The organism is Sandaracinus amylolyticus, assembly GCF_021631985.1.
GTDB lineage: Bacteria > Myxococcota_A > Polyangia > Polyangiales > Sandaracinaceae > Sandaracinus > Sandaracinus amylolyticus_A.
Window position 1 is genome coordinate 9,715,476 of the sequence record NZ_CP070225.1, and the last position, 15,576, is coordinate 9,731,051.

The 15,576-nt window shown below is 73.6% G+C and carries 10 protein-coding genes; 9 read left to right on the forward strand and 1 reads right to left on the reverse strand.

Annotation, left to right across the window (positions count from 1 at the left end; translation table 11 throughout):
• Positions 1-222: 222 nt before the first annotated feature.
• The 7 genes from I5071_RS41315 (at position 223) to I5071_RS41345 (ending at position 13,415) form a co-directional block, all read left to right on the forward strand.
• Complete coding sequence (locus tag I5071_RS41315; RefSeq protein ID WP_236518894.1) at positions 223-2,445, forward strand: family 10 glycosylhydrolase; 2,223 nt, start codon at positions 223-225, stop codon at positions 2,443-2,445.
• Positions 2,446-2,659: 214 nt separating this feature from the next.
• Positions 2,660-4,933, forward strand: a complete 2,274-nt coding sequence (locus I5071_RS41320; RefSeq protein ID WP_236518895.1) for an Ig-like domain-containing protein — start codon at positions 2,660-2,662, stop codon at positions 4,931-4,933.
• Between the two features lie 14 nt (positions 4,934-4,947).
• On the forward strand, positions 4,948-6,555 hold the full coding sequence (locus I5071_RS41325; protein ID WP_236518896.1) for a glycoside hydrolase family 10 protein: 1,608 nt from the start codon (positions 4,948-4,950) through the stop codon (positions 6,553-6,555).
• Between the two features lie 14 nt (positions 6,556-6,569).
• Positions 6,570-7,505, forward strand: a complete 936-nt coding sequence (locus tag I5071_RS41330; RefSeq protein ID WP_236518897.1) for a PEGA domain-containing protein — start codon at positions 6,570-6,572, stop codon at positions 7,503-7,505.
• On the forward strand, positions 7,502-9,880 hold the full coding sequence (locus I5071_RS41335; RefSeq protein WP_236518898.1) for an FG-GAP-like repeat-containing protein: 2,379 nt from the start codon (positions 7,502-7,504) through the stop codon (positions 9,878-9,880). The genes I5071_RS41330 and I5071_RS41335 overlap by 4 nt, the downstream gene beginning before the upstream one ends.
• Positions 9,877-11,724, forward strand: a complete 1,848-nt coding sequence (locus I5071_RS41340; RefSeq protein WP_236518899.1) for a VCBS repeat-containing protein — start codon at positions 9,877-9,879, stop codon at positions 11,722-11,724. Before I5071_RS41335 ends, I5071_RS41340 begins: the two co-directional genes overlap by 4 nt.
• Before the next feature lie 158 nt (positions 11,725-11,882).
• Positions 11,883-13,415, forward strand: a complete 1,533-nt coding sequence (locus I5071_RS41345; RefSeq protein ID WP_236518900.1) for a serine/threonine-protein kinase — start codon at positions 11,883-11,885, stop codon at positions 13,413-13,415.
• 7 nt (positions 13,416-13,422) lie between these two features.
• On the opposite strand, the gene I5071_RS41350 is transcribed toward I5071_RS41345, so the two are convergent.
• Positions 13,423-14,283, reverse strand: a complete 861-nt coding sequence (locus I5071_RS41350) for a hypothetical protein (RefSeq protein ID WP_236518901.1) — start codon at positions 14,281-14,283, stop codon at positions 13,423-13,425.
• Between the two features lie 91 nt (positions 14,284-14,374).
• On the opposite strand from I5071_RS41350, the gene I5071_RS41355 reads away from it, so the two are divergent.
• Together I5071_RS41355 and I5071_RS41360 are read left to right on the forward strand one after the other, a co-directional pair.
• The gene (locus I5071_RS41355; RefSeq protein ID WP_236518902.1) at positions 14,375-14,920 is read left to right on the forward strand and encodes a thioredoxin family protein; all 546 of its coding nucleotides are present in this window, start codon (positions 14,375-14,377) and stop codon (positions 14,918-14,920) included.
• A complete protein-coding gene (locus I5071_RS41360; protein WP_236518903.1) occupies positions 14,917-15,561 on the forward strand; it encodes an alpha-ketoglutarate-dependent dioxygenase AlkB family protein in 645 nt (214 codons plus the stop codon). The genes I5071_RS41355 and I5071_RS41360 overlap by 4 nt, the downstream gene beginning before the upstream one ends.
• The last annotated feature ends 15 nt before the right edge of the window (positions 15,562-15,576 follow it).

A 15,576-nucleotide genomic window follows, 5' to 3' on the forward strand; every position in this document is an offset into this window, starting at 1 on the left:
GCTCTCCTAGCCCTCACAAATTTAGTTCCAGCCGGATGCACCTCGGAGGGTGGTCCCACCGGCGTCCACGACGACGCGCTCGTCGAGACCCCGGTCGACACCTTCGCGGCGGTCGCCCAGGCGAACCACCCCGAGGGCGCCGGGGCCTACGGCGTCTGGTACGACGCGACCCACAACACGTTCGGCACCCCGTCGCGCAGCACGCTCGCCGGCGCCCCCGCGATGCGCATCGACGACGGCGGGTTCGCGAACGGCGTGTACGCCATCTATCGCGCCGCCATCCCGGCCGACGGCACCTACCAGCTCTCGGTGCCGGTCCAGGTGGTCGAGACCGGCGCGACGTCGACGAACGGCATCCGCGCGTTCCAGGTCGGCGTCGCGGTCGGCGCCGGCGCGGTGCACCGCGGGCCGAACCCGAGCGCGCTGCCGGGGCTCGGCGTGTCCGCGAGCTACACGGGCCTGACCACCGCCGACGACACCGCGCGTGGCCCCCAGACGCTCGTGACCGGCGAGTTCGACGCCCACGCGGGCGACGACGTGCTCATCGCCTTCGGCACCGACGTGACGAGCGGCACCTGGAGCGCGGGGTCGGCGACCTGGGGCGGTCACGTCCTGGTCGGCGCGATCACGCTGCTCTCGACGGCGCCCTCGGACGGCTCGATCGTCGCCGACGACGACGAGGGCGCGCCCGAGTTCACCCAGCAGGGCGCGTGGACGGTCAGCAGCGGCGTCGGGCACGCGGGCGGGCACTACCGCTTCGCGTCGACCGGCAACGCGACGAGCACCGCGACGTGGGAAGCGGTGGTCGAGCCCGGCTACTACGACGTGCACGTGACCTACCGCGCGGGCTCGAACCGCGCGACGGCCGCGCACTACACGATCGAGTCGAACGGCACGAGCGTCTCGACCTCGGTCAACCAGCGCACGCGCGATCAGCAGTGGGTCTACGTCGGCGGGGTCGACGCGTCGGCGACCGGCGTGGTGCGGGTGACGCTCTCGGCCGCGCAGAGCCTGCCCTCGGGCTCGGTGGTGATCGCCGATGCGGTGCGCCTCGTCCCCGGCGTCGCGCCCGGCGTCGACGAGCCCGAGATGCGCGTCGCGGCGGTCACCGTGTTCGATGGCCTCTCGGACGTCGGTGCGATCCAGTCGATCGTCGACGAGATCGCGGCCCATCGGTACAACGCGATCGCCGTCCACACGCGCTACCGCGGCGACGCGACGTACATCCCGAACCGCGCCGACGCGACGTATCCGAACGCCGAGCCGCGCAGCGCGCTCGTCGGCGACGTCGACGTGCTCGCGGAATTCGTCGCGCGCGCGCATCCCCGCGGCCTGAAGGTCTTCGCGTACGTGAACACGCACCTCGTCACCGAGGGCGCGGCGTCGCCGAGCGCTCCCGGGCACGTGGTGAACGCGCACCCCGAGTGGCGAACCTACGCGTACAACGGCGGCGCTCCGGTCGTGCAGACGCCGGCGCACGACCCCGAGGGGATGTGGCTCGAGCCCGCCCTGCCCGAGGTGCGCGAGTACCTCGCGGACATCGTCGGCGACATCGCGACGAACTACGAGATCGACGGCGTCATCCTCGATCGCATCCGGTACCCGCAGACCGCGTTCACCCGCGAGAACCGGGACTTCGGCTACCACCCCGAGGCGATCGAGCGCTTCAACCGTCGGTTCCGCCGCGAGGGCGTGCCGAGCCCGCGCGATGCGGACTGGATCGCGTTCCGCCAGGAGGCGATCACCGACACGGTCGCGGCGATCCACCGCCGTCTCGAGCGGATCGACGGCGATCTGATCCTGCTCGCGTACCCGCTCGGCCGGCTCAACGACGCGCTCCAGTTCAACTACCAGGACTGGCCGACGTGGATGACCGAGGGCGCGATCGACGGCGTGCTCCCGCAGATCTACACCGCGGACAACGCGGCGTTCGCGACGAGCCTCGCGGCGCACGCGGACGCGTACGGCGGGGATCGCCTGCTCGGCGTGACGCTCGATGCGTTCCGGCCGGGCGTGGACCTCGCGGGGCAGATCGAGACCGCACGGCTCGCCGGGTTCGCGGGCAGCTCGCCGTTCCGCCACGGGACGATGGGTGACCTCGGGTACCTCGAGCAGGCGCGCGCGGCGTGGCCCGGCACCGCGGAGTGGCCGGCGATGCCGTGGAAGAACGCGCGCGTCGAGCGACTCGACCACCACGGCGTGTGCGCCGACGACCTGACGCGCCGCCGGTTCCGGGTGCGGAACCCGAACGCGTGGTCGATCCCGGTGGAGTGGCGCGTCGTCGGGACGAGCGACGAGGGCGTGTACTTCGCGCCCCCGGGTGACTCGTTCTACGAGGTCGCCGGGGATCGCTGGCTGCCGAGCGTGTCGCTGCTGACGTGGCGGAACGAGCGCGGCCTCCGCCTGACGGCGCCCGCCATCGCCCTGCCGAGGCGCTGCCGCTGAGCCGCGTGCGACGTGCGGTGTCGGCGTCGCCGGACGCCCACACCGCACGCCGCGGCGGCACCTGCTCGTCCGCGTGTCGGGGAAAACCCGTATTTGGACGTCACCCCACGGTGACAACGTCGCCCCCCGGACGCGGCACCCACGTTCGGTCTTCGCCGAGCAGGCACGACCGACGCGCGACCCGGCCGCTGGAACATTTCTGTTGGAGGTGAGCATGAGACTGCGTCGAGCTTGGTGGAACGTGACCGTGATGGCGGCGCTCGCGTTGCCACTGGTCGCGTGCGGCGACGACGACGGTCCGGTCGACGAGACCGATGCCGCGACGAGCCCGGACGCGGGTCGCACCGATGGCGGCACGCCGCCGATCGACTCGGGCCGCGCCGACGCGGGCGGCGGTGACGCCGGCGGGAGCGACGCCGGCGCCGACGCTTGGGTGCCGGCCGAGGGCCCGGTGGTCACGGCGGCGGATCCGACGAGCGTCGCGCAGGGCTCGGGCGTCGTGCTCGACGGCCTGCGGCTCGCCGATCCGACCGGCGTGACGATCGGCGGGGTCGCGCAGACGGTCTCGGCGAGCACCGCGACGTCGATCACGATCGACGCGGTCGCGGCGACGACCCCGACCGGGACGCAGCCGGTGCTCGTCACGACGGCGGACGGGACGAGCCCGGCGTTCGACGTGACGGTGCTCGAGCCGCTCGCGGTGGTGAGCGCGGCGGGGCCGACCGCGACGTCGGTGGTCGTGACGTTCTCGCGCGAGGTCGACGCCGCGAGCGTCACGGCGGCGCGCTTCACCATCGCGGGGCTCACGGTCAGCGCGGCCAGCGCGTCGGGCGTCATGGTGACGCTGACGACGAGCGCCCAGACGCCCGAGGCGGACTACACGGTGGCGGTCGCGGCCGACGTGACCGACACGTTCGGCAACGCGCTGACCGGCACCGACGAGGCGGCGTTCGTCGGGTTCGAGCCGACGGTGCCGGTGATCACGAACATCGCGCCGATGCACGTCGTGCCGGGCGACTCGGAGCTCACGCTCACCGGAACGAACCTCGCGGGCGCGACGGTGACGATCGGCGGCGCGGCGCAGGTGATCACGAGCAGCAGCGCGACCGAGATCGTGATCGGCGCGGTCTCGGCCAGCACGCCGCTCGGCGCGCAGCCGGTGGTCGCGACCCTCGGGGGCATCGACAGCGCGGCGATGGACGTGCAGGTCGTCGACGCGTTCCGCATCGTGGGCGCGACCGCGACCAACGCGACGACGGTCGAGGTCGAGTTCAACCGCGACGTGCACGCACCGGTGGTCGCGCCGGCGCGCTTCACGATCAGCGGGGGCCTGACGGTGAGCGCAGCGAGCGTGGCGGGCGACACCGTGACGCTGACGACGTCGGCGCAGACCGCGGGCACGACCTACACCCTCGGCGCCGACGAGATGCTGCTCGACACGTTCGGCATCCCGGTGACCGCGGACACCGCGGCGTTCACGGGGTACGTGGCTCCGCCGCCGAGCGACTTCGTGGTCACGCGCGTCGGTGACGGGAGCGCGGCGCTGTCCTCCGCGGCGACCGCGGTGTTCCTCGAGCGCCGCGCGATCTCGGACGGGGCGCTGATCGCGACGCTGCCGATGCCGGTCGCGTCGAGCGGCGCGAGCTTCGCGTTCACGATGAACGGGAGCAATCGCCCCGACGGCGCGCTCTCGCGCTCGCCGGACGGCCGGTTCCTCGCGCTCGCGGGGTACCAGTCGGTCCCCGGCACCGCGACCGTTCAGTCGACGACGCTCCCGCGCGTGGTCGCGGTGGTCAGCGCCGACGACTTCACCACGCCCGCCGGGGTCGACACCTCGACCACGCTGGGCACCACGTTCGCCGGTTCGCCGCCGACCGCAGTGCGCGGCGCCGTCACCGACGGCACGAGCATCTGGGTGAACGGCGGCTTCGGCGGCGTTCACACGACCACGCTCGGCGGCTCGAGCACGACCCAGGTCACCGCGGTGCCGAGCCCGGGCCGCGTGCTCGGGATCTACGGCGGACAGCTCTACACGGTCGCGGGCATGGCGACCACGTCGGCCGCCGGCCTCTGGCAGGTGGGGACCGGCACGCCGACCGCGTCGGGCACGACCTCGACGGTCGTGGCCGAGACCACGACTCCGTACGGATTCGCGGTGCTCGACGTCGATCCCACCGTGCCGGGGGTCGACCGCATCTACCTCGCGGACGACGGCGGCGCGACCGCGGGTGGCGTGAAGCGGTTCCGCCTCGTGAGCGGCACCTGGACCCACGACCCTGCGACCGATCGCTTCCCGGCGGTGGTGCGCTTCCTCGCCTGCATGGTCGTCGGGAGCGACGTCGTGTGCCTCGGCACCCGCGAGAACGCGGTCATCCGGATGACGGACGAGGGTGGCAGCGCTCCGGCGAGCGCGGCCGCGTTCACGACGATCGCCACGCCCGGGACCAACACCGAGTTCCGCGGCATCGCCATCGCTCCCGTTCCCTGAGGTCGCATCACCGAATGAGATACCGAATCGGTCCCTCCTGGTTCCGCGCCTTCCTCCTCGCCGCGTGTCTGACGGCATGCGGCGACGACGACGGATCACTGCTCGACGCCGGTCACGATGCGGGCGCGCCCGACGCAGGCTCGCTCGACGCAGGCGACGATGCGGGCAGTGACGACGATGGAGGGACCGATGGCGGTGCGCTCGACGCGGGCTCGGACGCCGGCTCCGACGCCGGTCCGCACGACGCCGGCCCGCCCGCGCTGCTCGACGTCTCGCACGATCGCGAGCTCCGCGCGATCTGGCTCTCGACCGTGTTCCGCCTCGACTTCCCGTCGGCGGTGGGCATCGGTCCGGCCCAGGCTCGCGCGGAGCTGATCGCGATCGCCGACGTCTGTCGCGCCGCGGGGATCAACGCGATCTTCCTCCAGGTGCGGCCCGAGAGCGACGCGCTCTACGCGTCCACGCTCGAGCCCTGGAGCCGCTTCCTCACCGACGTGCAGGGCGTGGGGCCGGGCTGGGATCCGCTCGGGCTCCTGCTCGAGATCGCGCACGAGCGCGGCATCGAGGTGCACGCCTGGGTGAACCCCTATCGCGCGCTGACGTCGACCTCGGTCGCGACCGCGGCGAGCCACGTCACGCAGCGCTTCCCCGACGCGGCGATCACCTACAACAACGCGGTCGTCATGAACCCCGCCGACGCGGCGGTGCGCGCGCACGTCGTGTCGGTCGTGACCGAGATCGTGCGCGAGTACGACGTCGACGGCGTCGTGTTCGACGACTACTTCTACCCGTACTCCGACGGGACGCCGTTCCCCGACTCCGCGTCGTACCAGGCGTACGTCGACGCGGGAGGCGTGCTGAGCCTCGCGGACTGGCGCCGCGACAACGTGAACCAGCTCGTCTCCGCGGTCTCCGCCGCGATCAAGGCGGAGAAGCCGTGGGTCATGTGGGGCATCGCGCCGTTCGGCATCTATCGCCCCGGCATGCCGCCCGGCGTGACCGGCACCGACGCGTACACCGTGCTCGCCGCGGACTCGGTGCGCTGGATCAGCGAGGGCTGGGTCGACTACCTCGCGCCGCAGCTCTACTGGTCGACGGTCTCGACCGGTCAGCCCTTCGGCGCGCTCGTCTCGTGGTGGGCCGATCTCGCGCCGCCGGGGCGCTTCGTGATCCCGAGCCTCGGGCTCTATCGCACCGGCGCGGAGTGGACGACGACCGAGTTCGAGACCGAGGTCGCGCTCACGCGCGCCGAGCGCCCTCGGACCGCGGGCAACACGTGGTTCCGCTACCAGACGCTCGCGCAGAACACGCGCGGTGAGCGCGCGATGCTCGCCGGCCTCTACGCGACGCCGGCGCGCCCGCCTGCGGTGATCGAGACCGCGGGCGACGTCGTCGAGCCGCCCGTCGTGATGCGCACGGCGGGCAACGTCACGCTCTCGCACCCGAGCCCCACGACGATCCGCGGGTACGCCGTCTACCGCGACGTCGCGGGCAGCTTCGAGATCGATCGCTGGGTCCCCTCGAGCGCTCCCTCCACGTCGCTCGGCCGAGGCCGCTGGGCGATCTCCGCGATCGCGCGCGGCGGCGCGGAGAGCCAGGGCGTCGAGGTGCTCGTCCCTTGAGAAAGGTCCGTCCGATGATCGCTCGCCGGTCTCTGTCTCCTCTCACGTTCCTCGCCTGCGCGATCGCGGTGTGCGCGCACGTCGGGGTCGTGCACGCGCAGGACGCGGATGCGCGCGCGCAGTCGCGCACGCGCTTCGAGCGCGGCGTGCAGCTCCTCGCCGACGCGGCGTACGCCGACGCGGTGCGCGAGCTCGAAGCGGCGCGCTCGCTCTATCCGACCGCGTCGATCCACTTCAACCTCGGCCTCGCGTATCGAGGGACCGGGCGCGCGCGCGACGCGATCGACTCGTTCGAGCGCTTCCTCGCGGCGGTGGGAGCGACCGGCGACCCGGCGCGCGTGGAGGAGGTGAACCGCTATCTGCGCACGCTGCGATCGACGCTGGCGCGGCTGCGCATCCAGGTCTCGCCGCCCGACGCGCGGGTGTCGATCGACGGAGAGCCCGCGGCCGTCGGCACGACCGAGATCGCGCTCGACCCGGGGCGCCACGCGGTCGTCGCGACCGCGCCCGGGCACGCGGAGATGCGCCGCGAGGTCGAGCTCGCGCCCGGCAGCAGCACGACCGAGGTGCTCGCGCTCGAGCGCGTGAGCACGCGCGGCACGCTGGTGCTCGACGTCACGCCCGAGGACGCGTCGGTGAGCCTCGACGGCGCGCCCCGCGGCGCGGGCGACCAGCAGATCGATCTCGACCCCGGCGCGTACACGCTCGCGGTGAGCGCAGGCGGTCGCGACGTGACGCGCGCGTTCTCGATCGCGGCGGGCCAGCGCCTCGGTCTCTCGCTCGAGGTGCCGCAGGGCGGCGAGGACCTCACGTGGCTGTGGGTCGTGCTCGGCGTGGTCGCGGTCGGCGCGGCCGCCGGGGTCACGGCGGCGGTGCTCTACGAGCCCGACGTCCAAGCGCCGCTGATGCCGAACCTCGGGGTCGTCGTGACCGAGCTGGGGGCGCGATGAAGCACGCGATCCATGCCGCGCTCCTCGTCGCGACGCTCGCGTCGTGCACCCAGGCGCGCACCCAGATCATGCTGCGGGTCCGCACCGACATGGCGCAGGGCCCGAGCGCCACGCTCGCCGCGATCCGCATCCGCGTGAGCAACGACGGCGCCGTCACGCCCGCGCACGACCAGCGCTACGCGCTCGGCACCGACGTGATGCTGCCGAGCACGCTCGGCGTGGTGCCCGATGCGCAGCGCGATGCGCTGCTCTCGATCGAGATCGACGCGCTCGGTCCGGGCGACACGCTGCTCTTCACGCACCGCGCGCAGGCGCGCTACGTCGAGGAGCGCACGCTGCTGCTCGACGTGTTCCTCGCGGCGCGCTGTCGCGAGGCGGTCGCGCGCGACTGCGACGACGGACAGACGTGCGGCCCGAACGGCTGCGAGCCGGTGCTGCGCAGCGATCTGCCCGAGTTCGATCCCGACGCGCCCGTGCCCGACGCCGGTGTGATCGGAGACGGCGGCGGCACCGATGCTTGCACCGCGATGTGCAGCGGCGCGTGCGTCGACACCACGACCGACCCGGCGCACTGCGGCGACTGCGGCATGGGGTGCGATCCGCCCGCGAGCCACGGCGAGGCGAGCTGCTTCGAGAGCACGTGCACGTACGCGTGCGAGGCCGGCTACCACGTGTGCGGCGACGACTGCGTGTCGAACCGCTCGCTCTCGACGTGCGGCGACTCGTGCGAGCCGTGCGCCGCGCCGTCGGGCGGCAACGGCGTCGCGTCGTGCGACGGAGCGCGCTGCGGCTTCCGCTGCGACCCCGGCTACCAGCGCACCAGCGATGGATGCGTGCCCGGGCCGAACGTCGAGCCGCCGCGCCCGATCTCGCCGCTCTCGCTGAGCCGCGTGACCTCGCTGCGTCCGACGTTCCGCTGGGCGCTCGCGTCGGGCAGCGACGGCGCGCTGGTGCAGGTCTGCGAGGACCGCGCGTGCGCCCGCATCATCGCGGCCGAAGAGGTCGGCAGCGGCGCCACGAGCCTGCAGCTCGGGGCCGATCTCGCGCTCCCGGCGAGCGGCTCGCGCCGCGTGTACTTCCGGCTCTTCGGGCGCTCCGGCCCCGCGACGGGATCGAGCCCGAGCGTCGTGTGGTCGTTCGAGCTGCCCGCGCGCAGCGCCGAGCACGAGACCGCGTTCGGAACGCTCTACGACGTGAACGCCGACGGCCACTCCGATCTCGCGGTGGGCAGCGAGGGCGACTCGGTCGTGCTCTACACCGGCTCCGACAGCGGCCTCACCCGCGTGACCGGCGCGCTCACGCAGACCGGCGGCTCGCAGTTCGGCGCGGCCGTCGCCGCCGCGGGGGACGTCGACGGCGACGGCTACGCCGATCTCGTGCTCGGCGCGCCCGCCTTCCGGCGCGCGTATCTCTATCGCGGCAGCACGGGCGGCCTCGGCAACACCCCGCTCTCGTTCGTCGGCGCGGCCGCGGCGACCGAGTTCGGCCGCACCGTCGCGCCCGCCGGCGACGTGAACGGCGATGGCTACGCCGACGTGCTCGTCGGCGCGCCGAGCGCGGCGATGGTCGCGCTCTACGTCGGCGCCGCGACGCCCGACTCGAGCGCCGACGTGATGCTCGCGGGGCCGGCGGGATCGCGCTTCGGCGCGTCGCTCTCGTCGCTCGGCGATCTCGACGGCGATGGTCGTCACGAGTTCGCGATCGGCGCGCCGGGAGAGGGCCGCGTGTACCTCTTCCGCGGCGCCGCGACGCTCCCCGCTTCGCTCGCGCAGAGCGACGCGTTCGCGTTCCTCGAGGGCCCGGCGGGCGCGGACTTCGGCGCCGCGATCGCCGGCGCGCTCGACGTGAGCGGCGACGGGCGCCCCGATCTCCTCGTGTCGTCGCCGAGCGCCGGGGCGGGCGAGAGCGGCATCCGGCTCTTCCTCGGCAACACCGAGGGCGGGCTCGAGAACGAGGCCTCGAGCGAGTGGAGCGCGCCCGGCGCGCCCTCGTCGACGACGCAGTTCGGCGCGTCCCTCCACGCCAACGGCGACGTGAACCGCGACGGCTACGACGACTGGGTGGTCGGCGCGCCCGGCGTCGTGCGCGCGTACGTGTTCCGCGGTGGTCCGAGCCCGTCGGCGACCGCGCCCGCCGAGTACTCGTCGAGCGCGGGCTCGCGCTTCGGCGCCGACGTCACGAGCACGGGCGACGTCGACGGAGACGGTCACGACGACACCCTCGTCGGCGCGCCGACGAACCGAGCGTTCCATCTCTATCTCCACACCGCGGCCGGCCTCGCGACGAGCGGCACCTCGTACACCGACGCCGCCACGACCGGCTTCGGCGCCGCGCTGGCCGCGCTCCTGTGGGGCTCCATCGAGGAGGCGTCATGAAGGATCTGCGCAGTCTCTCTCTCGCGCTCTGCGCGCTCACGATGGTCGCGTGCGGTGGTGACGACGACGACGCGCCCGCCGTCGACGGCGGACCGCGCGACTCCGGCGCATCGATCGACGCGGGGCGCGCCGACGGCGGCGCGACGGCGGACGACGATGCGGGCGAGGTCGGTGACGACGCCGCGGTCGTCGACGGCGGGCCCGACGCGACGACCGAGATCCCCGACGCCGGAAGCGACGCGGGCGACACGACGCCGATCCCCGCGCCGCGCCCGATCCTCCCGTGGTCGACGTCGCGCACCAGCTCGCCGACCGTGACGTTCCGATGGGCGCTCACCGCGCCTGCGACCGGCGCCCGCGTCGAGATCTGTCGCGACCCGGCGTGCATCACGGTCATCGAGATGCAGGACGTCGACGGCGAGACGCTGACGACGCTGGTGCCGCCCGATCCGCTCCCCGCCTCGCGCGTCTTCTACTGGCGTCTGACCGGTCGCGCCGGCACGCGCGTCGGCTCGGCGCAGAGCCCGATCTGGTCGTTCAGCGTGCACGGCCGCGCGACCGTGACGGTGAGCTCGACGTGGGGCTCGACCTACGACGTCGACGGTGACGGTCTCGCCGAAGTCCTCGCAGGCGCGCCCGACTCCTCGATCGTCCGGCTGTGGCGTGGTCGCGCGCCGATCGGCACCGCGCCCGCGACGCCGAGCACCGAGATCTCCGGCGCCGCGCCGCTCGAGCTCGGCACCGCGATCGCGAACGGCGGCGACCTGAACGGCGATGGCTTCGGCGACCTCGTGATCGGTGGCGCGGAGAACGCGTACGCGTTCCACGGCGCGAGCGGCTCACTCCCGGCGTCGCTCAACGTCACCGGCGCGAGCACGACCCTCACCGCGCTCGGCGCGCTCACCCAGAGCCGCATCTCGATGGCGGGCGACGTCGATCGCGACGGCTACGCCGATCTCGTCGTCGGCGATCCGTCGATGCGCCGCGTCCTCCTGTTCCGCGGCAGCGCGAGCGGGCTCGAGACCACGGGCACGCCGATCACGAGCGGAGCCGCCGGGTTCGGGCGCAGCGTCGCGGGCAGCTGCGACGTGAACGCCGACGGCCACGCCGATCTGATCGTCGGCGCCGACGAGGCGGCCTTCGTGCTGCTCGGCGCCGCGAGCGACGTCGGCGACGAGCGCATCACGCTCACGCCCGGCCCGACCAGCGCGGGCTTCGGCGCGTCGGTCGCGTGCGCGGGCGACATCAACGGCGACGGCCATCCCGACGTGCTCGTCGGCGCGCCGATCGACCACGCGGCGTTCGTCTACGGCGGCAACGCGAGCGGTGTCGGCGTCACCGCCGTCGCGGCGCTGCGCAAGCAGCCGGGCGTTCCGAGCGGCGGCGGCACGGCGCACGGCGAGGGCTTCGGCACGATGGTCGCGGCGGCCGGCGACGTGAACGGCGACGAGTACGGAGACGTGGTGATCGTCGCGCCCGAGCTGGTCGCGGGCGTCACCACCTTCGTCGGCTACGCGTTCGTCTTCCACGGATCGGCGGGCGGGCTGCCGATCACCCCCACCGCCGCATCGACGACGCACCAGCGCGCGTTCGGCTCGACGCCCGTCGAGAACCGCATCGCGGCGTCGCGCCTCGCGGGCGACGTCGACGGTGACGGCATCGACGAGGTCGTGAGCGGGATGCCGTTCCGCGGCGGCGGCGCGGGCGGGCTGCAGCTCAACCAGGGTGCGCAGACCACCGGTGTCCCGTCCGCCCCGATGTGGTTGATCGAAGGCGGAGTGACCACCGGGCTCGGCACGAGCGTCGCGTGGGTGTGGGGACGAACGTGGGCGCGAGGAACGTGAGTGACGTCTCGGATCGCGCCGGGTCTTGTCGGGATCACCCCCTACAGGGAAGCCGCCCGAGCGGGGTACCGTCGTCGGCGATGCCTCAGCTCGCAGTGGGCACGTCTGCCGCTCCATCGATCGCCGTGGCGTCGAGGGGCGGAGCAGGGAGCAGAGCATTGGGCACCCTGATCGAGTCCAGAGGACGTCGCTTCGGGCGCTACGTGCTGCTCGGCCATCTCGCCGACGGCGGGATGGCGAGCGTCTATCTCGCCCAGCTCCGCGGCAACAACCAGTTCGCGAAGTGGGCCGCGCTCAAGGTCGTGCACCCGCGGCACGCCGGCAACGAGCGCTTCCGCAAGATGTTCATCACCGAGGCGCGCATCGTCGCGCAGATCGATCACCCGAACGTCGCGACGGTGTTCGACTGCGGTGAGGACAGCGGCACGTATTACCTCGCGATGGAGTACCTGAGCGGGCAGACCTTGCGGAAGGTCGCCCAGCAGGCGGTGCTCCGCGATCGCCCGGTCCCGCTGCCGCTCGCGGCGCGCATCATCGCCGACGCGGCGAGCGGCCTGCACGCGGCGCACGAGCTCAAGAACGACCACGGCGACAGCGCCGGGATCGTCCACCGCGACGTGTCGCCCCACAACATCTTCGTGCTCTACAGCGGCGGCACGAAGATCATGGACTTCGGCATCGCGTTCTCGAACGAGCGCAGCGACGACGAGCACACCGAGATCGACGAGCTCAAGGGCAAGATCGCGTACATGTCCCCGGAGCAGCTGCAGCGCTTCCCGATCGATCGCCGCAGCGACGTCTTCTCGCTCGGCATCGTGCTCTGGGAGCTCGTCAGCGGGAGCCGTCTCTTCAAGCGACGCACCGAGGGCGAGGTCGCGCTCGCGCTGATGCGCGGCGAGATCGAGGCGCCGTCGACGGTTCGCCACGACTGCCCGCCCGAGCTCGATCGCATCGTGCTCAAGGCGCTCGCGCGGAAGCCCGAGGATCGCTACGAGACGTGCGCGGACTTCGCGGCGGACCTCGAGGAGTTCATCATCTCGACGGGCCGCGCGGCGGGCGCGCAGATGGTCCGCGAGTACATGCACGAGCTCTTCGCCGACGAGATCGAGGAGCACTCGACCTCGCTCCGCAAGGCGAGCGAGATCGTGAAGCAGGTCGAGTCGTCGGAGCTCGAGCTGACGACGACGGCGTCGCAGGACGCGCCGACGATCGAGGTCGCGTCGGTGCGCCCGCCCCAGCGCGGCTCGAGGCCGATCGTGTGGCTCGCGGCGGGCGTCGTGATCGCGGCGTCGGCGCTCGGGGTGTGGCGCGCGCTGCAGTGGGTCGAGACGGCGGATGTGGCCGCGGCAGGCTCCACCCCGGCGGTCCACGTCGCGAGCCCGCCGGAGCCGGAGCCCGAGGCTGCGCCCGCGCTGGATGCCGAGGGCGCCGAGGAGGTCGCGGCGGCCGTCGCCGACGACGTGGAGCCGGCGGGCGAGGTCGAGGACGAGGAGCTCGCGGCGCCCGAGGCGAGCGAGGGACGGGCTCGCCGTCCGCGCGGCCGCGGCGCCCAGCGCGCTCCGACGAGCGTGCGCGAGACCGCCGCCGCTGCGCCGGCTCGCGAGGCGCCTCGTGAAGCGACCGTGGAGCGAGCGCCGAGCGCCTCGACGGCCTCGGCCTCCGGACCGCGCCCGATGACCGAGTTCGAGTGAGCGCGGGCTAGACCCGCCGCAGCCTGCGCAGCACCGCGACCTTCGCGCCGCCCGAGACCGGATCGCGCGGCGGCAGCGACGTCACGAGCCGCTCGATCACCGGCATCGCGTGGATGAGCGCCGCGTCCGCGTGCAGCTCCGAGAACGGCGCGTCGAACACCAGCACGACGCGGTAGATGTTCGCGAAGGTCCGCACCAGCGCGTGCATCGCCTCGGCGCGCGGCTCGCTCCCCGCGCCCTCGGACTCGCGCACCGCGGCCACCGCGCGCATCGCGAGCAGATGGGCCCGATCGAGCACCCGGCGTCCGAGCTCGCGCACCCGCTCCACGTCGCGCGCGAGGGCTGCGGGATCGGTCGCGCCCGCCTTCTGCAGCTCCCCGCGCACCTCGTCGGGCTCGCGCTTGAAGAGCGCCAGCGGGTCGAGCCCCAGCGCCTCCACCGCGGTCGCGATCCGCGTGACCCAGGTCGCCTCGTCGACGTCCTCGGGGCCGTGGGGGACCAGCGAGCTGCCCCAGATCACCGGCGACGCATCGTCGACGACCAGCGCGCCCAGCGCGCGCGCCCGCTGCGCCAGTAGGTCGAGCGCGTCGTCGAGCTCGTGCCCGGCGCCCACCCGCGGCGGCGGCGGGGGCGTCGCCTCCTCGCGCGTCCCGAGGCTCGCGAACGACTCGAGCAGCGCCCGCAGCTTCACCCGCTTGTCGTCGAGCTCGGCGGGCGGCTCGTCGTACACCGCCACCACGCGGATCCCGCCCGGCATCGTGCCCCAGATGATGTCGGGCCCCGGGTCGCGCCCTCCGATCTCGCCGCGCACGTCGTCCGCTTCGAGCTCGCGCCGGACGACTTCGAGGAAGCGGAGCAGCGCCTTCATGGGAGCGCGCATCGTACACCGATCGCGCGGGGCACGCCCGGATCGTGCCCACGCTTGCGGCACCTGGGGCAGGGCACCTACGTTTCGCCCGGTGCGCCCTCTTCTGCTTCTGGTGATCGTCGCTGCGCTCGTCGGCTGCGGCTCGGCCGTGACGTCCTCGCGCGGGCCCGAGACCGCATCGCGCGCCGCGACCTCGAGCGAGATCGTCGGCACCACCTCGCGCGCCGAGATCGAAGCCGCGCTGCCGGCGTGGCGCGACGCGATCGTGTCCGCCGACGTCGAGGACGACACCGCGCGCGCCCTCGCGAGCGTGCCGCCCGGCGCCGAGGTGGACGTGTACCTCGGCACGTGGTGCGGCGACTCTCGACGCGAGATCACGCGCCTGTTCCGAGCGCTCGAGCTCGCGCCCGAGCCGCGCCCGTTCACCCTCTCGTTCGTCGGGGTCGATCGCGCGAAGCACGCGCCGGAGCTGCCCGCGGACCTCGGGCTGCGCTTCGTGCCGACGATCGTGGTGCGGCGCGACGGCGTCGAGGTCGGTCGGATCGTCGAGAGCGCGCCGCGCGGCATCGAGCGCGAGCTGCTCGATCTCCTGACCGGCGCGCGCACCGGCGTGATCACCGCGCGCACCGACTTGTGATCTCGAGCGACGCGGTGCACGCGCGCCTCGCCGAGTACGTCACCGAGCTCGGCGAGGGCGCGTGGATCGCGCTGGTGGCGGCGGCGGTGCCCGAGCACGACGCGCTCGCGACCCGCATCGTCGAGAGCTCGCCGCTGCGCGCCGAGGCGCTGCGCATCGGCGCCCGCGACGTCCTCACGCCGCGGCGCACCGCGTGGCACGGCGATCCGGGGCGCGTCTACTCGTACTCCGGACGCACGTTCGAGCCCTCGCCGTGGACCGCGCCGCTCGCCGAGATCCGCGATCGCGTCGAGGAGCTCACCGGGGTGCGCTTCGACTCGGTGCTGGTCAACGAGTACCGCGACGGGCGCGACTCGCTGGGCTGGCACGCCGACGACGAGCCCGAGCTCGGACCGCACGCGCCCGACGACGTGCTGATCGCGTCGATCTCGCTCGGCGCACCGCGGCGCTTCCTCTTGCGACATCGCAGGCGCGGCGAGACCCGCGAGCTCCCGCTCGGACGGGGCGATCTGCTGGTGATGGGCGGCACCACGCAGCAGCGCTGGCAGCACTCGGTGCCGAAGACCGCGAAGCCGGTGGGCGCGCGCGTGAGCCTCACGTTCCGACTGATCGAGCCGGGAGCGCACGATCGCGGGGGCTAGATGTCTTCCGCGCGC

Excerpts from the sequence above, each read along its gene's own strand:
- I5071_RS41320 (WP_236518895.1), top strand. The coding sequence starts at position 2,660 with ATGAGACTGCGTCGAGCTTGGTGGAACGTGACCGTGATGGCGGCGCTC.
- I5071_RS41325 (WP_236518896.1), top strand. The coding sequence starts at position 4,948 with ATGAGATACCGAATCGGTCCCTCCTGGTTCCGCGCCTTCCTCCTCGCC.
- I5071_RS41330 (WP_236518897.1), top strand. The coding sequence starts at position 6,570 with ATGATCGCTCGCCGGTCTCTGTCTCCTCTCACGTTCCTCGCCTGCGCG.
- I5071_RS41340 (WP_236518899.1), top strand. The coding sequence starts at position 9,877 with ATGAAGGATCTGCGCAGTCTCTCTCTCGCGCTCTGCGCGCTCACGATG.
- I5071_RS41315 (WP_236518894.1), top strand. The coding sequence starts at position 223 with ATGCGCATCGACGACGGCGGGTTCGCGAACGGCGTGTACGCCATCTAT.
- I5071_RS41335 (WP_236518898.1), top strand. The coding sequence starts at position 7,502 with ATGAAGCACGCGATCCATGCCGCGCTCCTCGTCGCGACGCTCGCGTCG.
- I5071_RS41350 (WP_236518901.1), bottom strand. The coding sequence starts at position 14,283 with ATGAAGGCGCTGCTCCGCTTCCTCGAAGTCGTCCGGCGCGAGCTCGAA.